The organism is Aquitalea palustris, assembly GCF_003693445.1.
In the GTDB taxonomy this organism is placed as follows: Bacteria; Pseudomonadota; Gammaproteobacteria; order Burkholderiales; family Chromobacteriaceae; genus Aquitalea; species Aquitalea palustris.
Window position 1 is genome coordinate 22,022 of record NZ_RFAR01000039.1, and the last position, 16,803, is coordinate 38,824.

The window sequence follows — 16,803 nt, forward strand, 5'->3', positions numbered from 1 at the left end:
ACCATGAAACTGGCCATTCTGGGGAGTGGGGCATGGGGTAGCGCGCTGGCGCTGGCGTTTGCCCGTCATCATGATGTCAGCCTGTGGGGGCGCGATGCCGCCCAGATGTCGGAAATGGCGGCCGAGCGTGTCAATCGCCGTTATCTGCCGGACTGCCCCTTTCCCGACAGCATCACGCTGACTGCGGAATTGCCCCGCGCCATCCATGGCGCCGAACTGATTCTTATCGTCACCCCCATCGTGGGCCTGCGGCCGACCTTGCGGGCGTTGACGGCGCTGTCTTCTGCGCTGCCGCCCATCTTGTGGGCGTGCAAGGGTTTCGAAACCGGTTCCAGCCTGCTGCCGCATCAGGTGGTGGCCGAAGAATTGCCGGCTGACCATCCCTGCGGTGTGTTGTCCGGCCCCAGCTTTGCCCGCGAAGTGGCGGAAGGCCTGCCGGCTGCGGTCACCATTGCCGCGGATGACGGCGAGTTTGCCCGGCGCATTGCGCGTGAGCTGCACAGCCCGCTGCTGCGGCTGTATGCCAATGCAGATCTGGTGGGGGTTGAAGTCGGTGGTGCCGTCAAGAACGTGATGGCCATTGCCACTGGTGTAGCCGATGGGCTGGGTTTTGGCATGAATGCCCGCGCTGCGCTCATCACCCGTGGCCTGGCGGAAATCACCCGGCTGGCCAGTGCGCTGGGTGCAAGCCAGCAAACCATGATGGGCTTGTCCGGCATGGGTGATCTCATTCTCACCTGCACCGGCGCCCTGTCGCGCAACCGCCAGGTAGGCCTGAAACTGGCCGAAGGCAAATCGCTGGAAACCATTCTGGCGGAGCTGGGCCATGTGGCCGAAGGTGTCAGCACCGCCCGCGAAGTGCTGACCATGGCGGAAAGGCTGGAAGTGGAAATGCCGATTACCGCAGCGGTGTGCGGCCTGCTGTATCAGGGCAATGATCCGCACCGGGTAGTGGAAGGGCTGTTGAGCCGTGCGCCCAAGTCCGAAGGTGGCGGCGCGCTGGATTGATGCTTGCCGTGTACCAATTGAAAAGCCTCCATGATGGAGGCTTTTTTCATGCCCTGGCAGCGATGGGGACTACTGCAGGCCTGATGTGGCTGACAAAATGGCGCAGCGTCACTGGGGCAAGGCGTGCCGTCCAAGACAGTACAAGCAGTACGGCCCGCAGGTGCAAGGCCGTAGCAGTTTTTTTGTTAGCAGCTCTTAGTGCGTGCGTTGGTTCTCGCGCAGGCTTTGCGCATCCCAGTAGGCATTGATGTTCTGGATGCGCTGCTGTTCGGCAGCCGGCAGTTTGGCAAAGTCATTCCGGATGGCTTGCTGCTCGGCCTGCCAGGCGCTGACGCTGGCCGGTGTCGGCGGCTTGTTGTCTACATCATGGGCAAATGCTGCACTGCTGGTGATCAGGGTAATCAGGGCGATGGCCAGGGTTTTCATACTGTATTCTTTGCTGAAGAGAGGTTGTCTGCTGTGTTCTGCAGCTTGGGGACAGTATATTTTTGGCAATATGTTCAATAAATACCATTTATTTAAATCATTTGTTTACCATTGGTGTCTAATAAGACGGAACTTAGGCCGGTGCGCATAGTCGACACCGGCCGGTGGCTGTCACCGCGACAGCATTCCTTACTCTTGCTGACTCAGGACGGGTTGCTACTACCGTCTGTGCCGGCAGGGGGCGCAGGGCTGTCATCTGGCGGCGCTGCTTGCTGCAGCCGTAAGGCTATCTCGTGCTGATTGAAACGGCCATTGCTGAGGCGCAAGCGCTCTGCGTAGAGAATGACATTGTCGCCGTCGGCAATCAGGATGGCCGGCGCGGTATAGCCACTGAGCGGATAGCCGCTGGCCAGCACGCCGTATTGCTTGTGAAAATCGCGGCCACGCAGGGTGGACAGCAGGGTGACGCCAGGCAGGCCGTGCTCGTGGCGGCTGCGTAGCAGGGAAGAGGGTGAGTCGACACAGACCACGATCAACTGCAGGGCCGGCCAGCTTTCAAGAAAGCGCCGGGTGTCCCGCAGCAGCGCCAGGCCGCCGTGTTCGTCCTCATCCAGCGACAGCAGGGTCAGAATGACCTTGGGCTGGCCGGCAAAAGCCTCCAGTGCAATATCGCGTTTGTATTCATCCACCAGCATGAAGCTGGGCAGATAACTGTCCGGCTGCGGGAATTCCCCGCTCACCGGAATGGCTTCGTCGCCATACTGCAGTATGAAATCGTGCATGCGCTGCCTCCTTATCCTTTCATGGTGGACAGCACTGCGCCAAATACAAGGCCGATTCGCCATTCTGTTGACGAGCAGGCACAAAAAAAGCGGCCGAAGCCGCTTGGTGTTGGGGTGTCGCCGCTCAGGGGTAGAACCAGTACAGGCTGTAACCCATGGCGCGTACCTTGCCGGCATCCAGCCGCATGGTGACCTTCACCTCGCTGTTGGCATTGAAGCGCTGCAGCTTGAAGTCGTCGGCCTTGAGGTATTCCTTGGGCGAGAACACCTTGCGGATCAGCACCTGATCGTCGGCATCCTTCAGCGAAACTTCCAGCATCGGGTAGTTCTGCGCAAAGGCAGCATGGTTCTTCAGCGTGGCAGACAGCTGGATCAGGTTGGCATGCTCAGGCACGAAGGCCAGTTCCGACCATTCGGTGCGGATTTGCGCGATATCGGTGGGCCAGGGCACGGTGCAGCCAGCAATATGGCAGAAGGCTTCCAGCGCCGGACGGGCTTCCGGGACTTCGGCGGCAATGCGGGTACGGTTGAAGTAAACCAGCTGGCCGGCCAAAAGTACGCCGCCAATGATGGCCAGCAATACCATGACCACGGTCAGCAGCGGATTGCGCTGCTGCGGCTCGCTGCTGCTTTCTTCGTCTGCTTCACCCAGATCGCCATAGGGGTGTGGCGGACGGGGCGGCGGAGCCGGAATGTCAGCCTGCTCGCTGCTGGCTGCGGTTGCGGGCGGCGGGACATCATCGGCCTGTTCGCCACGGCGACGTTTGTTGCCGAAAACATCGGGCAGGGGGGCCGAGTGCTCTGGCTCATCCCGCTCGGCGGCATAGTTCTGGCTGGGCGTCGGGCTGGTTTTGCGCGTTTGCAGGGCTTCGGCCAGTGCGCGCTGGAATTCTTCTGCCTCGCGGCTGCTGGCGCCGTCGGGCTGCTGCAGCTCGGTGGCAGGTGCCAGCGCGGGGGCCGGTTCCAGTTCGAAATCAGCGGCAGCGGCCGGGCTGGCCGCAGTTTGCGGGTCGAAGTCGGGCAGTTCCAGCTCGAAATCGTCCATCGGATCGGCAGGTGGCTGCACACGCGGTGCGGCGGGCGGCGGAGGCGGAACGGGCTGGGGTACTGCCGGTGGTGGCGTCAGTACCGGCGGGGTGTCGGTGCTGACAAAATGCTCGGTGGCGTTGAATACATGCGAACAGCGCCCGCAGCGGACGAGTCCGTTGGCGGCAGATAACTGCTTGTCGTTAACCTTGAAACGGGTCTGGCAACTGGGGCACTGTGTCGTATAGCTCATACGCTTGGGCGTCGGGTTCCTGTCAATCGTGTCCAACCCTCGTCGAACACGGGCGTATCCATGGTGAACCATTGCGCATAAATGGCAGACAGTTCATCAGCCTGTTCGGCAAGAATACCGGAAAGCACGATTCTACCACCGGTTTTTACATGGCTTGCCAGCAGCTGGCCGAGCATGCGCAGCGGGTTGGCCAGGATATTGGCCAGCACCACATCATACTGGGCAGCCGGATTGGCATCCGGCAAGCAGAAGGTAGCCGTCACGTTGTTCTGGTCGGCGTTGTCACGACTGGAACGCACTGCCTGGGCATCGATATCCACGCCCAGCGCCGAGCCTGCGCCCAGCTTGAGGGCGGCAATGGCCAGGATGCCGGAACCGCAGCCGTAGTCCAGCACGCTTTCGCCACCTGCAACATGCGCATCCAGCCACTGCAGGCACAGCCGCGTGGTGGGATGGCTGCCCGTGCCGAATGCCAGGCCCGGATCCAGCTGCAGGTTGATGGCATCAGGAGCCGGTGCATCGTGCCAGGTGGGGGTAATCCACAGCCGGTCCGAAATGCGGATGGGCTCGAACTGGGATTGCGTCAGGCGTACCCAGTCCTGCTCTTCCACGCGTTCGGTCTTGTACGCCGGCATGGCCAGTTTGCAGGCGGTGCAGGCGGCGGCGATCAGCAGCGCGACGTCGGCATCTTCGGCAAACAGGGTGATGATGCGGCTGTGATTCCACAGCTGGTCCACCGGCATGCCGGGTTCGCCGAAGATGGGCTGTTCCAGCTCGGTGCCGGCCAGTGCGTCCTCAATGGCGGTCGACAGCGCGCCGGCATCCATCAGGGCATCGGCCAGGCGTTCTGCCACGGCCGAATCCGTGTCGATGGTGGCTTGTAGCCAAGCCATTATGCCTCTCCCTTTTTCATCTGCGACAGGCGCTCTTCCAGATAGTGAATACTGGTGCTGCCACGCTGGAAGGCGGCATCCATGAACAATTCCTGGTGCAGCTGGATATTGGTCTTGATGCCGGAGATGGAGATTTCCGACAAGGCCACGCGCATGCGGGCCATGGCCTGTTCGCGGGTGTCACCATAGGAAATCAGCTTACCTACCATGGAGTCGTAGTGCGACGGCACGGTATAGCCCTGGTAGATGTGCGAGTCGATGCGAATGCCAGGGCCACCGGCCGGATGGTAGCTTTCGATCTTGCCCGGCGAGGGGACGAAGGTAAACGGATCTTCGGCGTTGATACGGCATTCCATGGCATGACCGCGCAGGATGATGTCGCTTTGCTTGTAGCGCAGCTTTTCGCCGGCAGCAATGCGGATCTGTTCCTGCACGATGTCCACGCCGGTAATCATCTCGGTCACCGGGTGTTCTACCTGAACGCGGGTGTTCATTTCGATGAAGTAGAACTCGCCGTTTTCGAACAGGAATTCAAAAGTGCCGGCCCCACGGTAGCCGATGCGGCTGCACGCTTCGGCGCAGGCGGTGCCGATGCGCTGACGCTGCTCGTCGGTAATGCCCGGTGCCGGTGCTTCTTCGATGATTTTCTGGTGACGGCGCTGCATGGAGCAGTCGCGTTCGCCCAGATAGATGGCATTGCCGTATTCGTCGGCCAGAATCTGGATTTCGATATGGCGCGGCTGCTGCAGGTATTTCTCCATGTAGACAGTCGGGTTGCCGAATGCAGCACCGGCTTCGGTGCGGGTCATTTGTACCGAGTTGATCAGCGCGCCTTCGGTGTGCACCACGCGCATGCCACGGCCACCGCCGCCACCGGCGGCCTTGATGATGACCGGGAAGCCGATTTTCTTGGCGATCTTGACGATCTCGGCCGGATCTTCCGGCAAAGCGCCGGCCGAACCCGGTACGCAAGGAACGCCGGCGGCAATCATCGCGTCCTTGGCCGATACCTTGTCGCCCATCAGGCGAATGGTGTCAGGGCGCGGGCCGATGAAGACAAAGCCGGATTGTTCCACGCGTTCGGCAAAGTCGGCATTTTCCGACAGAAAACCGTAACCGGGGTGAATGGCCTGGGCGTCGGTCACTTCTGCAGCGGCGATCAGTGCCGGCACGTTCAGATAGCTCTTGGTCGACGGGGCCGGGCCAATGCAGACCGACTCGTCGGCCAGCTTGACGTATTTGGCTTCGCGGTCGGCTTCGGAATGCACGACCACGGTCTTGATGCCCATTTCGCGGCAGGCGCGCTGGATGCGCAGGGCGATTTCGCCGCGGTTCGCAATCAGGATTTTTTCAAACATGGTAGGGACGTCCGTAGAGTGGCGCGTCAAACGACAAGGGCACAGACGCCGTGTCTCGTGCCCTGTCATCTCTGGCGTCTATTAGCGAGGCAGAGAAGAATTACTCGATGATGAACAGCGGCTCGCCGTATTCCACCGGCTGGCCGTCTTCGGCCAGTGCGGCCTTCACCACGCCGGAACGGTCGGCTTCGATTTCGTTCATCAGCTTCATGGCTTCGATGATGCACAGGGTATCACCGACATTCACGCTCTGGCCTACTTCCACGAAAGGCTTGGAACCCGGGCTGGCCGAGCGGTAGAAGGTGCCGACCATCGGCGACTTCAGCGCATTGGCGTTGTTGGCTGCGGCCGGCGCTTCTGCTGCGGCGGCTACCGGCGCGGCAGCCGGTGCGGCCATTTGCTGTTGCATCGGCATCTGCATCATCGGCTGGGCGTAGGCAATCTGGGTGTTGGCCGATACGCGGGTGATGCGGACTTTCTCTTCCCCTTCGGTCACCTCGAGTTCGGCAATGCCGGATTCTTCGACGAGATCGATCAGTTTCTTCAGTTTACGCAGATCCATGGTAATCCTTCGGATGGGATGTACTTTATTATGCTCAGGCTTGCGCGGACAAACGCCGGATGGCGTGCGCAAGTGCCAGCTCATAGCCCTGCGCGCCCAGGCCGCAGATCACGCCGACCGCCAGGTCGGAAAAGTAGGAATGCTGGCGGAAGGGTTCACGGGCGTGGACGTTGGACAGGTGTACTTCTATGAATGGCACCTTCACCCCCGAAATGGCGTCACGTAGGGCAACGCTGGTGTGGGTAAAGGCCGCTGGATTGATGATGATGAACGACGTTCCGTCTGTCATGCAGGCGTGGACGCGGTCAATCAAGAGGTGTTCGGCGTTGCTTTGCAGCGCCTCAAGCTCGAAACCGGCGGCGCTGGCCTGTTCGGTCAGCCGCTGGTTGATGGAGGCTAGCGTATCCCGGCCATAGTGCTGTGGTTCCCGTGTTCCGAGCAGATTGAGGTTGGGGCCGTGCAGCACGAGGATTTTTCCGGTCAAAGCTTTGCTCCTGAGTTCAACATGGGCGCGAGTTTGCCGCAATTAGCGACACGATGTCTAGCTTTTCCAGTATTTCAAACGGTTGTTTGATGGTTGGCGGGTGCCGCGAATTTGGCCGGAAAGCCCGCCATTTCGAGCGAATGCACTACAGTGAACCGCATTTTAAACGGTGGCAAATTTTTTACAGTTCCTTGCGCCACACTCTTGATCAAGCTCAAATTCGGCGCCTTGCCGAACAAGTCCGTGCCGGGGCTGGCTGGCGCAGGTATAATTTGCCGGTTTTGATTCGAGCTTCACGCCATGCTGCTGTCTGATTTCGATTACCACCTGCCAGAACACCTGATTGCCCAGCACCCGCCAGCCGTGCGTGGTGCCAGCCGTTTGCTGCATGTTGCCGGCACTTCCCTTGCCGATGGGCAGTTTGCCGATTTCGCCGCCCACGTCAGCGCCGGTGACGTGATGGTATTCAACGATACCCGCGTCATCAAGGCCAGGCTGTTTGGCGAAAAAGCCAGCGGTGGCAAGATCGAAGCCCTGGTCGAGCGCGTGCTGGATGCGCACACCGTACTGGCCCATGTCCGTTCTTCCAAGTCGCCCAAACCCGGCACCCGGCTGATTTTTGCCGAGCGCTGGGAAGCAGAAATGGTCGAGCGCGACGACGCGCTGTTCAAGCTGCGCTTTCTGGCTGAGGACAATGTTTTCGACATTCTGGAAGCCTCCGGCAAGTTGCCGCTGCCTCCCTATATAGAGAGAAGCGCGGAAGGCGACGACGACGAGCGCTACCAGACCGTCTACGCCCGCGAGCAGGGCGCGGTGGCGGCGCCCACCGCCGGCCTGCACTTTAACGAAGAGATGCTGGCGGCCTTGCAGGCCAAGGGCGTGGAACTGGCCTATGTCACCCTGCATGTGGGCGCAGGTACTTTCCAGCCGGTGCGGGTGGAAAATATCGCCGAGCACAAGATGCACAGCGAAATCTACGAAGTGCCGCAGCGCACTTACGATCTGATCCAGGCCGCGCATGCGCGTGGCAACAAGGTGCTGGCCGTGGGTACCACCAGCATGCGTGCACTGGAATCTGCCGCGCGCAGTGGCGAACTGGTGGCTGGCCGTGGCGAGACCGACATCTTTATCACGCCGGGCTACCGTTTCCGCGTGGTCGACCGCTTGCTGACCAATTTCCATTTGCCCAAGTCCACCTTGCTGATGCTGGTATCGGCTTTTGCCGGCTACCCGGAAATGCGTGCGGCCTATGCCCATGCGGTGCAGCAGCAATACCGTTTCTTCAGCTATGGCGATGCCATGCTGCTGGAACGCAAGGACGAGCAGGGCTAAGGCCCCCATTACACGACGAGGCAGACATGGCAGGAATCAGTCCCAATAGTGCCCAGGTGCAGGAAATCACCCTGCATGCCGTTTCGCGTACGCTGGAAATCAGCTTTGATGATGGTGAGCGCTTTCAGCTGCCGGCCGAATACCTGCGGGTGTATTCGCCCTCTGCCGAAGTGCGTGGCCACGGTGCCGGGCAGGAAGTGCTGCAGGTGGGCAAGCGTCAGGTGGCGATTACCGCGCTGGAGCCAGTGGGCCACTACGCCTTGAAGATCACCTTTGATGATGGCCACGATAGCGGCCTCTACAGCTGGACTTACCTTTACGAGCTGGGTGCGCAGCAACAGGCATACTGGCAGGATTATCTGAATCGCCTCGCCGCCGCTGGCGCGAGCAGGGAGTGAATATGGATCAAGAAACGCATTTTGGCTTCAAGACGGTGGCCGAGAGTGAAAAGGCCGGCAAGGTAGCCGATGTTTTCCATTCGGTTGCCAAGAAGTACGACGTGATGAACGACCTGATGTCCGGTGGCCTGCATCGCGTGTGGAAGCATTTCACCCTGACCACCTCCGGCGTGAAACCGGGCGACAAGGTGCTGGATATCGCCGGTGGCACTGGCGACCTGGCGCGCGGCTGGTCCAAGCGCGTGGGCAAGAAGGGCGAAGTGTGGCTGACCGACATCAACAGCTCCATGCTGACCGTGGGCCGCGACCGTTTGCTGGACGAGGGCCTGATTCTGCCGGTATCGCTGGCCGATGCCGAAAAACTGCCCTTCCCGGACAATTATTTTGACGCCGTGTCGGTGGCCTTTGGCCTGCGCAACATGACGCACAAGGACGCCGCGCTGAAGGAAATGTGCCGGGTGCTCAAACCGGGCGGCAAGCTGATGGTGCTGGAGTTTTCCAAGGTATGGAAACCGCTGTCGCCCATCTATGACTTCTATTCCTTCAAGGCGCTGCCGGTGATGGGCAAGATGGTGGCCGGCGATGCCGACAGCTACCAGTATCTGGCCGAATCCATCCGCATGCATCCGGATCAGGAAACCCTGAAGGCCATGATGCAGGAAGCCGGCTTCGGCAAGGTGGACTATCACAATATGACGGGTGGCGTGGTGGCGCTGCACAAGGGCTACAAACTCTAAAGCCCTGGTGTCGGGTCAGCCGGGCAAAGCATAAGCAGGAGATTCCATGGACGGCATCACCAATCTGTGGGCCTTCATGGCGGCAGGGCTGTTGCTTAACCTGACGCCTGGCCCGGACACTTTTTACATTCTGGGCCGCAGCACGGCACAGGGTAGTCGTGTCGGCCTGCTGTCGGCGCTGGGCATCGGCCTTGGCAGCCTGGGCCACACCCTGCTGGCGGCCTTTGGCCTGTCGGCGCTGCTGGCGACATCGGCCATGGCCTTTGTCGCGGTCAAGCTGCTGGGGGCGGGCTATCTGCTGTGGCTGGGCGTGAAAATGCTGCGCAGACCCGGCAGCAGCATCACCAGCGATGCGGCCCGGCTGGAAGCCGCGCGGCCAGGCAAGATCCTGCGCGAGGCCTTCCTCACCAATCTGTTCAATCCCAAGGTGGCGCTGTTTTTTCTGGCCTTCCTGCCGCAGTTTGTCAAACCGGGGGCCACTGCCGTGTCCTTTGTGATTCTGGGCCTTACCTTCGTGGCAACCGGCCTGCTGTGGTGTGCGGCACTGGCCTTGCTGTCGGCGCGGCTGGGCGACTGGCTGCGGCGCAAGGGTGTGGCGCAGCGACTGGACCAGCTGTGTGGCGGCCTGTTTATCCTGCTGGGTATCAATCTCTTGTTTGCCCGGCTGAAACACTGAAACCGGGACGCTTGTTTGTGGAGCATTGCTGATGCGTATCCAGATTGCCGTATTCAATCATCTGCTGAACCAGCAACCTGCCGTGCGGGCCGAGCTGGCGGCCCATGCCGGCCGCCGTGTTGGCATCGTGCTGGCTCCGCTCACGGTGCGCGGGGTGATTACCGATGAAGGCTGGCTGGCCGCCTGCGCCGGCGAGCCGGAAGCCACCATCCGCTTGCAGCATGCCGCAGCGCTGGCCGCGGTGAGTGGCCGTGATCCGGCGCTGAGCGATGTCAGCCTGGAAGGCGACACCGAGCTGGCTGCGGCCATTGGCCGGCTGATTGCGCGTCTGCGCTGGGATGCCGGCGAAGATCTGTCGCGGGTCATGGGCGATGCGGCGGCCAACCGCTTGCAGCGCGTGGCCCGTGCCTCGCTCGGTTTCAAGGGCGAAATCGCCTGGCGTCTGCTGGAAAACTGGGTGGAGCACTTGCGTGAAGAAGCGCCGATGCTGGCCAGCCGGCAAGCAGTGGCTAGCTATCTGCGCGCGGTGGACAGCCTGCGCGATGATGTGGCGCGTAGCGAAAAAAGACTGGCGCGGCTGGAAGCGGCGCTGGTGCAACCAAAGGAATAAGGGCTAGCCCGGTCACTATGCGGATTTCGCGTTTTTTCAAGATTGTTTCCACGCTGTACCGTTATGGTCTGGATGATTTTTTCGAAGGTCATTCGCGGCTGGGTTTTGTTCACACCCTGCTGAAGTTGTGTCCGCTGCCGCGTGATGTCAGCGCTCCCCTGCCAGAACGGGTGAGGCTGGCGCTGGAGGGCCTGGGGCCGATTTTCGTCAAGTTCGGCCAGGTGTTGTCGACGCGGCGTGACCTGCTGCCGCCCGACTACGCCGATGCGCTGGCGCAGCTGCAGGACCGGGTTGCCCCGTTTGATGGCGCGCTGGCGCGGCAGGTGATCGAGCAGAGCTTTGGCCAGCCGGTAGAGAATTTGTTTGTCGATTTTGATGCCACGCCGGTGGCCAGTGCCTCGGTGGCACAGGTGCACAAGGCCTGGCTGAAACAGCCGGATGGCAGCCGTGGCCGCGAGGTGGCGGTCAAGGTATTGCGCCCGGGCATTCAGCCGGTGATCGAGCAGGATCTGGCCTTGATGTCCACGCTGGCCCGCTGGGTGGAGCGTTTCTTCATCGACGGCAAACGGCTCAAGCCGCGCGAAGTGGTGGCCGAGTTCGACAAGTATCTGCACGACGAACTGGACATGATGCACGAGGCGGCCAATGCCTCGCAGCTGCGGCGCAATTTTACCGGCTCGGACATGCTGATCGTGCCGGAAGTGTTTTACGACTACACCAACCGCAATGTACTGACGCTGGAGTGGATGCATGGCACGCCGGTGGGGCAGATCGAGCGCCTGCGCGAGCAGGGGGTGGACTTGAGCAAGCTGTCGCGCTTTGGCGTGGAGATCTTCTTCACCCAGGTGTTCCGCCATGGTTTTTTCCATGCCGACATGCACCCCGGCAATATCTTCGTGGCGGAAGACGGCCGTTATATCGCGCTGGACTTTGGTATCGTCGGCAGCCTCACCGACGAGGACAAGCATTATCTGGCAGTGAATTTCCTCGCCTTCTTCAATCGCGACTACCACCGCGTGGCCACCGCGCATATCGAATCGGGCTGGGTGCCGAAAGAAACCCGCGCCGAGGAACTGGAAGCAGCGGTGCGCACGGTGTGCGAGCCCATCTTCGAAAAACCCTTGTCGGAGATTTCCTTTGGCCTGGTGCTGCTGCGCCTGTTTGAGACCAGCCGCCGTTTCAATGTGGAAATCCAGCCGCAGCTGGTTCTGCTGCAGAAAACCCTGCTCAATATCGAGGGCCTGGGCCGCCAGCTGGACCCCAACCTGGATTTGTGGGTGACTGCCAAGCCCTTCCTCACCAAGTGGATGAACGAGCAGATGGGCTGGCGCGGCATGCTGCGCACGCTGAAGCAGGAGGCCCCGCAATGGGCAACCACCCTGCCCACGTTGCCACGCAAGCTGAACGAGGCGCTGTCTGCCGCCAAGAGCGACCTGCTGGTGGAAGGCTATATCCAGCTGATGCGCGAACAGAAGCGGCAGAATTTCCTGCTGGCGCTGATTGCCATCCTGCTGACAGCCTTGCTGGCCAAGTCCTTGTTGTAAGCGCCACTCAGCAAGGCCCTGCTGCGCTGTTGTTAGCCATTCCCGCCAACAAAAAGCACGCCCGACGGCGTGCTTTTTTGTCTACGCCGCTCGCCTGGCGCGGCTGACACCACTTAGCAGGCCAGCGCGGCCTGCCCGCTGCTGACCATGGCCGACAGCTTCAATGGTGCGGCGGTGCGCGAGCAGATGTCATGCAAGCTGACCCCCGGCGCCAGCTCCTGCAGATGCAGGCCGTCGGCCTCCACCCGGATCACCCCCAGATCGGTAATGATCAGGCTGACCACGCCCACGCCGGTCAAGGGCAGGCTGCAGCGCTCCAGCAGCTTGGCTTCTTCGCTGCCGTCCTTTTTCTTGGCCGTGTGCTCCATCAGCACCACCACCTTGCCTACGCCGGCTACCAGATCCATGGCCCCGCCCATGCCCTTGACCATCTTGCCGGGAATCATCCAGTTGGCCAGATCGCCACTCTGGCTGACCTGCATCGCGCCCAGAATGGCCAGATTGATCTTGCCGCCGCGGATCATGCCGAAGGAGTCGGCCGAGCTAAAAATGGCCGAACCGGGCAGGGTGGTGATGGTCTGCTTGCCGGCATTGATCAGGTCCGGGTCTATCTCGTCTTCGGTCGGAAACGGGCCGATGCCCAGCAGGCCGTTTTCCGACTGCAGCCATACCTCCATGCCGGCGGGCACATGATTGGCCACCAGCGTCGGCAGGCCGATGCCCAGGTTCACATAAAAGCCATCCTGCAATTCCTGTGCCGCACGGGCGGCCATTTGTTCTCGGGTCCAGGCCATGCTTATGCCTCCGCCAGACTGGCAGCGCGCACGGTGCGCTGCTCAATGCGTTTTTCGGGATGGGGGTTCAGCACCAGTCGCTGCACGAAAATGCCGGGGGTGTGAATGGCGTCCGGGTCCAGCATGCCGTTTTCCACGATCTCTTCCACCTCGGCCACGGTGATGCGTCCGGCCATGGCGACATTGGGATTGAAATTGCGTGCGGTGCGCCGGTAAAGCAGATTCCCGGCGCGGTCGGCCTTCCAGGCCTTGACCAGCGCCACATCGGCCTGCAACGCCTGCTCCAGGATATGCGGCTGGCCGTTGAATTCGCGCACTTCCTTGCCCTCTGCCACCAGCGTGCCGTAGCCGGTGCGGGTGAAAAAGGCCGGAATGCCGCTGCCGCCGGCGCGCAGTTTTTCCGCCAGCGTGCCTTGTGGGGTGAATTCCAGTTCCAGCTCGCCGCTCAGGTACTGGCGTTCGAATTCCTTGTTCTCCCCCACATAGGAGGCAATCATCTTGCGGATTTGCCGGGTGTTGAGCAGCTGGCCCAGGCCAAAGCCGTCGACGCCAGCATTATTGGAAATGGCGGTGAGATTGCGCACGCCGCTGTCGCGCAGCGCGGCGATCAGCGCTTCGGGGATGCCGCACAGGCCGAAGCCGCCCACGGCGATGGTCTGGCCATCGGCCACGATGTCGGCCAGGGCGCTGGCGGCATCAGGGTAGAGCTTGTTCATTGGTTTTCCTTGTCTGCTTGCTTTACTGGGCAGTCCAGCCGCCATCCATGGCCCAGGCGGCACCACGTACTTCGGCGGCTGCCGGGCTGCACAGGAATACTGCCAAGGCCCCCAGTTGTGCCGGGGTGACAAACTGGCCGGAGGGTTGTTTCTCGACCAGCAAGTCTTGCTGAGCTTGCTGCGGGCTGATGCCCTGCTGCGTGGCACGGTCGGCTATCTGCTGTGCCACCAGCGGGGTGAGCACCCAGCCGGGGCAGATGGCATTGCAGGTAATGGCGCTGTGGGCGGTTTCCAGCGCCACGGTCTTGGTGAGGCCCAGCACGCCATGCTTGGCGGCCACATAGGCGGACTTGCCGCTGGAGGCCACCAGGCCGTGGGTGGAGGCGATATTGATGATGCGGCCCCAGCCCCGTGCGCGCATGGCGGGCAGCAGCAGGCGGCTGGTGTGAAACACCGCACTCAGGTTGATGGCCAGCACCTTGTCCCATTGCGCCGGCGGGAAGTTTTCCAGCCTGGCCACATGCTGGATGCCGGCATTGTTGACCAGGATGTCCACGCCGCCGCATTCGTTTGCGGCAAAGGCACACAGCGCGTCGATCTGCTCCGGGTCGGACAAATCTGCCGGATGATGCCAGGCCTGCACGCCCAGGGCCTGTATCTGCGCCTGTGCTGCCGCCACATCACCAAAGCCGTTGAGCACGATATTGGCCCCGGCCTCGGCCAGTTGCTGGGCGATGCCCAGGCCAATGCCGCTGGTGGAGCCGGTAACCAGCGCGGTTTTTCCTGCCAGTGAAGTCATGATGCTTATCCTGTCAGGCCCCGCCAGCCGGCGGAGCCTGAATGTTGTGGAGAATTAAACGAGACCGGTGAGGTAGAACACGCAGATGACGAAGAACACTGCCAGGGTCTTGATCAGGGTGACCGCGAAGATGTCGCGGTAAGCCTCGCGGTGGGTGAGGCCGGTGACTGCCAGCAGGGTAATCACCGCGCCGTTGTGTGGCAGGGTGTCCATGCCACCACTGGCCATAGCCACCACGCGGTGCAGTACTTCCAGCGGTATGCCGGCGGCCTGGCAGGCGCTGATGAACTGCTCGCCCATGGCGGCCAGCGCAATGCTCATGCCGCCGGAGGCCGAACCGGTGACCCCGGCCAGGGTGCTGACGGTAACGGCGGCATTGACCAGCGGATTGGGAATGTTCTGCAAGGCATGGGCAATCACCATGAAGCCGGGCAGGGCGGCAATCACCGCGCCAAAGCCGTATTCCGATGCGGTATTCATCGCCGCCAGCATGGCCCCGGCAATCGCGCCCTTGCTGCCTTCGGCAAATTTCTCGCGGATGGCTGGCCAGGCGGTGAGGGCAACGAAGGCAATGCCCAGCAGCAGGGCGGCCTCTACCGACCAGATGGCGGTGACGGTAGAAATCTGCGTGGTGACCGGCTTGGCCATGCCAGCCAGATGCAGCTCGTGGCTAGGGCCATACCAGGCCGGAATCCAGCGGGTAAAGGCAAAGTTGCTGATGCCGATCAACAGCAAGGGGGCAATGGCAAGCCAGGGGGAGGGCAGATTGCTGGTGTCCACATGTTCCGGCTCGTTGCGCAGGTCGGTGCCATAGCCTTCGCCCTTGGCCATCAGGCTGCGGCGGCGCCATTCCAGATAAGTGAGGCCGACCAGGGTGATGAACAGCGCGCCCACCACGCCCAGCACCGGGGCTGCCCAGGCAGTGGTCTTGAAAAAGGTGGTGGGAATGATGTTCTGGATTTGCGGGGTACCCGGCAGCGAATCCATGGTGAAGGAAAAAGCCCCCAGTGCCACCGTGCCGGGAATCAGCCGCTTGGGAATATTGCTCTGGCGGAACATCTCGGCGGCAAAGGGATAGACGGCGAACACCACCACGAATAGCGAAACCCCGCCATAAGTCAGCAGCGCGCACACGGCGACGATGACGGCGATGGCGCGTTTCTCGCCGATAAAGCGGATGACCGCAGCGACAATGGATTTGGAAAAGCCGGACAGCTCCACCAGCTTGCCGAACACCGACCCCAGCAGGAACACCGGAAAGTACAGTTTGACGAAGCCCACCATCTTGTCCATGAACAGCCCGCTAAAGGCGGGTGCCACGGCGGATGGCTCGGTGAGCAATACCGCTCCCAGTGCCGCCAGCGGTGCCATCAGGATGACGCTGTAGCCGCGATAGGCGGCCAGCATCAGGAAGAACAGTGCCAGCAAAACCACGATAAAACTCATGGTGCATCTCCTCTATTGTTGTGTGGCCCACTGCGGGGCCCTTGTGTGGGCCTGACGCATGGCCAGGCCCCTGAACGGGATAACAGCAGGAAGCGTGCCTGAATCGATGGCGTAATAAAATCAATAACTTGCTGTGATTTATGCTGGCGCTGAGGTGTTGCCGTCTCTGTTTGGAGACGCTAGGGCAGTTCAGGGCAGTGGCAAGGCCGCTCTGGGCAGGCTGCGCACGGTGTGTCTCGCTTGGTAGACGCTGTCTCTGTTTCGAGACGAGGCCGGGCATGCTGTTGCTGAGTGGATTGGTGTGGCCGGCTAGGACGCCGTGCTGATACCCAGCGCCGCCAGCTTCTTGTACAGGGTGGCGCGGCCCATGCCCAGCTGGCGGGCGGCGGTCGGCACATGGCCGGCCGCTGCGGCCAAGGCCTGGCGCAGCAGTTGCGCTTCGAAACGCGCCATCTGCTGTTGGTAATCGCCGGCATCCACTTGCCCGGCAGGCAGGGGGCCCAGCAGGCTGCCGATGTCGGCTTCATCCAGCATGCCGCCCTGGCTGAGCATGCTGGCCCGCTCCAGGATATTGCGCAGCTCGCGCACATTGCCTGGCCAGTGATAGGCGGCCAGCCGCTGCATGGCTGCCGGCGTCAACTGGCAGCGCCCCATGTGGCCGCGCTGTGCCAGTTGCAGCAGCAGCGATTCACACAGCACGGGCAAATCTTGCAGATGGGCCCGCAGCGGCGGCAGCTGGATGGTCAGCACATTCAGCCGGTAATAGAGATCGGCGCGGAAGCTGCCGGCGCTGACTTTTTCTTCCAGCCGGGCCGAGGTGGCGGCAATGATGCGGATATCCGCGCGCAGCACGCGGTTGGAGCCCAGCTGTTCGAACTCCTTGTCCTGCAATACCCGGAGCAGCTTGGCCTGCAGTGCGGCCGGCATGTCGCCGATTTCATCCAGAAACAGCGTGCCGC

The 16,803-nt window shown here is 61.7% G+C and carries 19 protein-coding genes; 7 read left to right on the top strand and 12 right to left on the bottom strand.

What is annotated here, in order from left to right; genetic code table 11:
- Nucleotides 1–3 precede the first annotated feature (3 nt).
- Nucleotides 4–1,008 (top strand): NAD(P)H-dependent glycerol-3-phosphate dehydrogenase, encoded by a 1,005-nt coding sequence (locus EAY64_RS10035; protein ID WP_103524639.1) that lies wholly within the window; start codon nucleotides 4–6, stop codon nucleotides 1,006–1,008.
- Nucleotides 1,009–1,203: 195 nt separating this feature from the next.
- Here the strand turns inward: EAY64_RS10035 and EAY64_RS10040 are convergent, their stop codons facing one another.
- The 7 genes from EAY64_RS10040 to aroQ all read right to left on the bottom strand — a co-directional run bounded on the left by EAY64_RS10040 (nucleotide 1,204) and on the right by aroQ (nucleotide 6,792).
- Nucleotides 1,204–1,434, bottom strand: coding sequence for a hypothetical protein (locus EAY64_RS10040; protein ID WP_103524640.1), 231 nt, complete (start codon nucleotides 1,432–1,434; stop codon nucleotides 1,204–1,206).
- A gap of 203 nt (nucleotides 1,435–1,637) precedes the next feature.
- Nucleotides 1,638–2,216, bottom strand: coding sequence for a thioredoxin domain-containing protein (locus EAY64_RS10045; protein WP_199105249.1), 579 nt, complete (start codon nucleotides 2,214–2,216; stop codon nucleotides 1,638–1,640).
- Nucleotides 2,217–2,340: 124 nt separating this feature from the next.
- The gene (locus EAY64_RS10050) at nucleotides 2,341–3,495 is read right to left on the bottom strand and encodes a DUF3426 domain-containing protein (protein WP_103524641.1); all 1,155 of its coding nucleotides are present in this window, start codon (nucleotides 3,493–3,495) and stop codon (nucleotides 2,341–2,343) included.
- The gene (prmA, locus tag EAY64_RS10055; protein ID WP_103524642.1) at nucleotides 3,492–4,388 is read right to left on the bottom strand and encodes a 50S ribosomal protein L11 methyltransferase; all 897 of its coding nucleotides are present in this window, start codon (nucleotides 4,386–4,388) and stop codon (nucleotides 3,492–3,494) included. Before prmA ends, EAY64_RS10050 begins: the two co-directional genes overlap by 4 nt.
- On the bottom strand, nucleotides 4,388–5,746 hold the full coding sequence (gene accC, locus EAY64_RS10060) for an acetyl-CoA carboxylase biotin carboxylase subunit (protein ID WP_103524643.1): 1,359 nt from the start codon (nucleotides 5,744–5,746) through the stop codon (nucleotides 4,388–4,390). Before accC ends, prmA begins: the two co-directional genes overlap by 1 nt.
- Nucleotides 5,747–5,846: 100 nt before the next feature.
- Nucleotides 5,847–6,308, bottom strand: coding sequence for an acetyl-CoA carboxylase biotin carboxyl carrier protein (gene accB, locus EAY64_RS10065; protein ID WP_103524644.1), 462 nt, complete (start codon nucleotides 6,306–6,308; stop codon nucleotides 5,847–5,849).
- A gap of 34 nt (nucleotides 6,309–6,342) precedes the next feature.
- The gene (aroQ, locus tag EAY64_RS10070) at nucleotides 6,343–6,792 is read right to left on the bottom strand and encodes a type II 3-dehydroquinate dehydratase (RefSeq protein ID WP_059287045.1); all 450 of its coding nucleotides are present in this window, start codon (nucleotides 6,790–6,792) and stop codon (nucleotides 6,343–6,345) included.
- Nucleotides 6,793–7,092: 300 nt separating this feature from the next.
- Between aroQ and queA the strand changes: the two genes are divergently transcribed.
- Genes queA through ubiB form a run of 6 tightly spaced genes read left to right on the top strand, consistent with a single transcriptional unit; the run spans nucleotide 7,093 to nucleotide 12,089 of the window.
- The gene (queA, locus tag EAY64_RS10075; protein WP_103524645.1) at nucleotides 7,093–8,124 is read left to right on the top strand and encodes a tRNA preQ1(34) S-adenosylmethionine ribosyltransferase-isomerase QueA; all 1,032 of its coding nucleotides are present in this window, start codon (nucleotides 7,093–7,095) and stop codon (nucleotides 8,122–8,124) included.
- A 26-nt stretch (nucleotides 8,125–8,150) separates the two neighbouring features.
- A complete protein-coding gene (locus EAY64_RS10080) occupies nucleotides 8,151–8,522 on the top strand; it encodes a gamma-butyrobetaine hydroxylase family protein (protein ID WP_103524646.1) in 372 nt (123 codons plus the stop codon).
- 2 nt (nucleotides 8,523–8,524) lie between these two features.
- The gene (gene ubiE, locus EAY64_RS10085; protein WP_103524647.1) at nucleotides 8,525–9,259 is read left to right on the top strand and encodes a bifunctional demethylmenaquinone methyltransferase/2-methoxy-6-polyprenyl-1,4-benzoquinol methylase UbiE; all 735 of its coding nucleotides are present in this window, start codon (nucleotides 8,525–8,527) and stop codon (nucleotides 9,257–9,259) included.
- A gap of 46 nt (nucleotides 9,260–9,305) precedes the next feature.
- Entirely contained in the window at nucleotides 9,306–9,935 is a 630-nt protein-coding gene (locus EAY64_RS10090) for a LysE family translocator (protein ID WP_103524648.1), read from the top strand.
- A gap of 31 nt (nucleotides 9,936–9,966) precedes the next feature.
- Complete coding sequence (locus EAY64_RS10095; protein WP_103524649.1) at nucleotides 9,967–10,545, top strand: ubiquinone biosynthesis accessory factor UbiJ; 579 nt, start codon at nucleotides 9,967–9,969, stop codon at nucleotides 10,543–10,545.
- Between the two features lie 17 nt (nucleotides 10,546–10,562).
- Complete coding sequence (gene ubiB, locus EAY64_RS10100) at nucleotides 10,563–12,089, top strand: ubiquinone biosynthesis regulatory protein kinase UbiB (protein ID WP_103524650.1); 1,527 nt, start codon at nucleotides 10,563–10,565, stop codon at nucleotides 12,087–12,089.
- Nucleotides 12,090–12,202: 113 nt separating this feature from the next.
- Here the strand turns inward: ubiB and EAY64_RS10105 are convergent, their stop codons facing one another.
- The 5 genes from EAY64_RS10105 to EAY64_RS10125 form a co-directional block, all read right to left on the bottom strand.
- Nucleotides 12,203–12,883, bottom strand: a complete 681-nt coding sequence (locus EAY64_RS10105) for a CoA transferase subunit B (protein ID WP_103524651.1) — start codon at nucleotides 12,881–12,883, stop codon at nucleotides 12,203–12,205.
- 2 nt (nucleotides 12,884–12,885) lie between these two features.
- On the bottom strand, nucleotides 12,886–13,599 hold the full coding sequence (locus EAY64_RS10110; protein WP_103524652.1) for a CoA transferase subunit A: 714 nt from the start codon (nucleotides 13,597–13,599) through the stop codon (nucleotides 12,886–12,888).
- A gap of 22 nt (nucleotides 13,600–13,621) precedes the next feature.
- Nucleotides 13,622–14,398, bottom strand: a complete 777-nt coding sequence (locus tag EAY64_RS10115; protein ID WP_103524653.1) for a 3-hydroxybutyrate dehydrogenase — start codon at nucleotides 14,396–14,398, stop codon at nucleotides 13,622–13,624.
- 54 nt (nucleotides 14,399–14,452) lie between these two features.
- Nucleotides 14,453–15,844 carry a GntP family permease gene (locus EAY64_RS10120; protein ID WP_103524654.1) on the bottom strand — a complete coding sequence of 464 codons (1,392 nt, stop codon included), beginning with the start codon at nucleotides 15,842–15,844 and terminating at the stop codon, nucleotides 14,453–14,455.
- Between the two features lie 309 nt (nucleotides 15,845–16,153).
- The coding region (locus tag EAY64_RS10125; RefSeq protein WP_199734430.1) for a sigma 54-interacting transcriptional regulator at nucleotides 16,154–16,803 on the bottom strand (650 nt) is incomplete at its 5' end.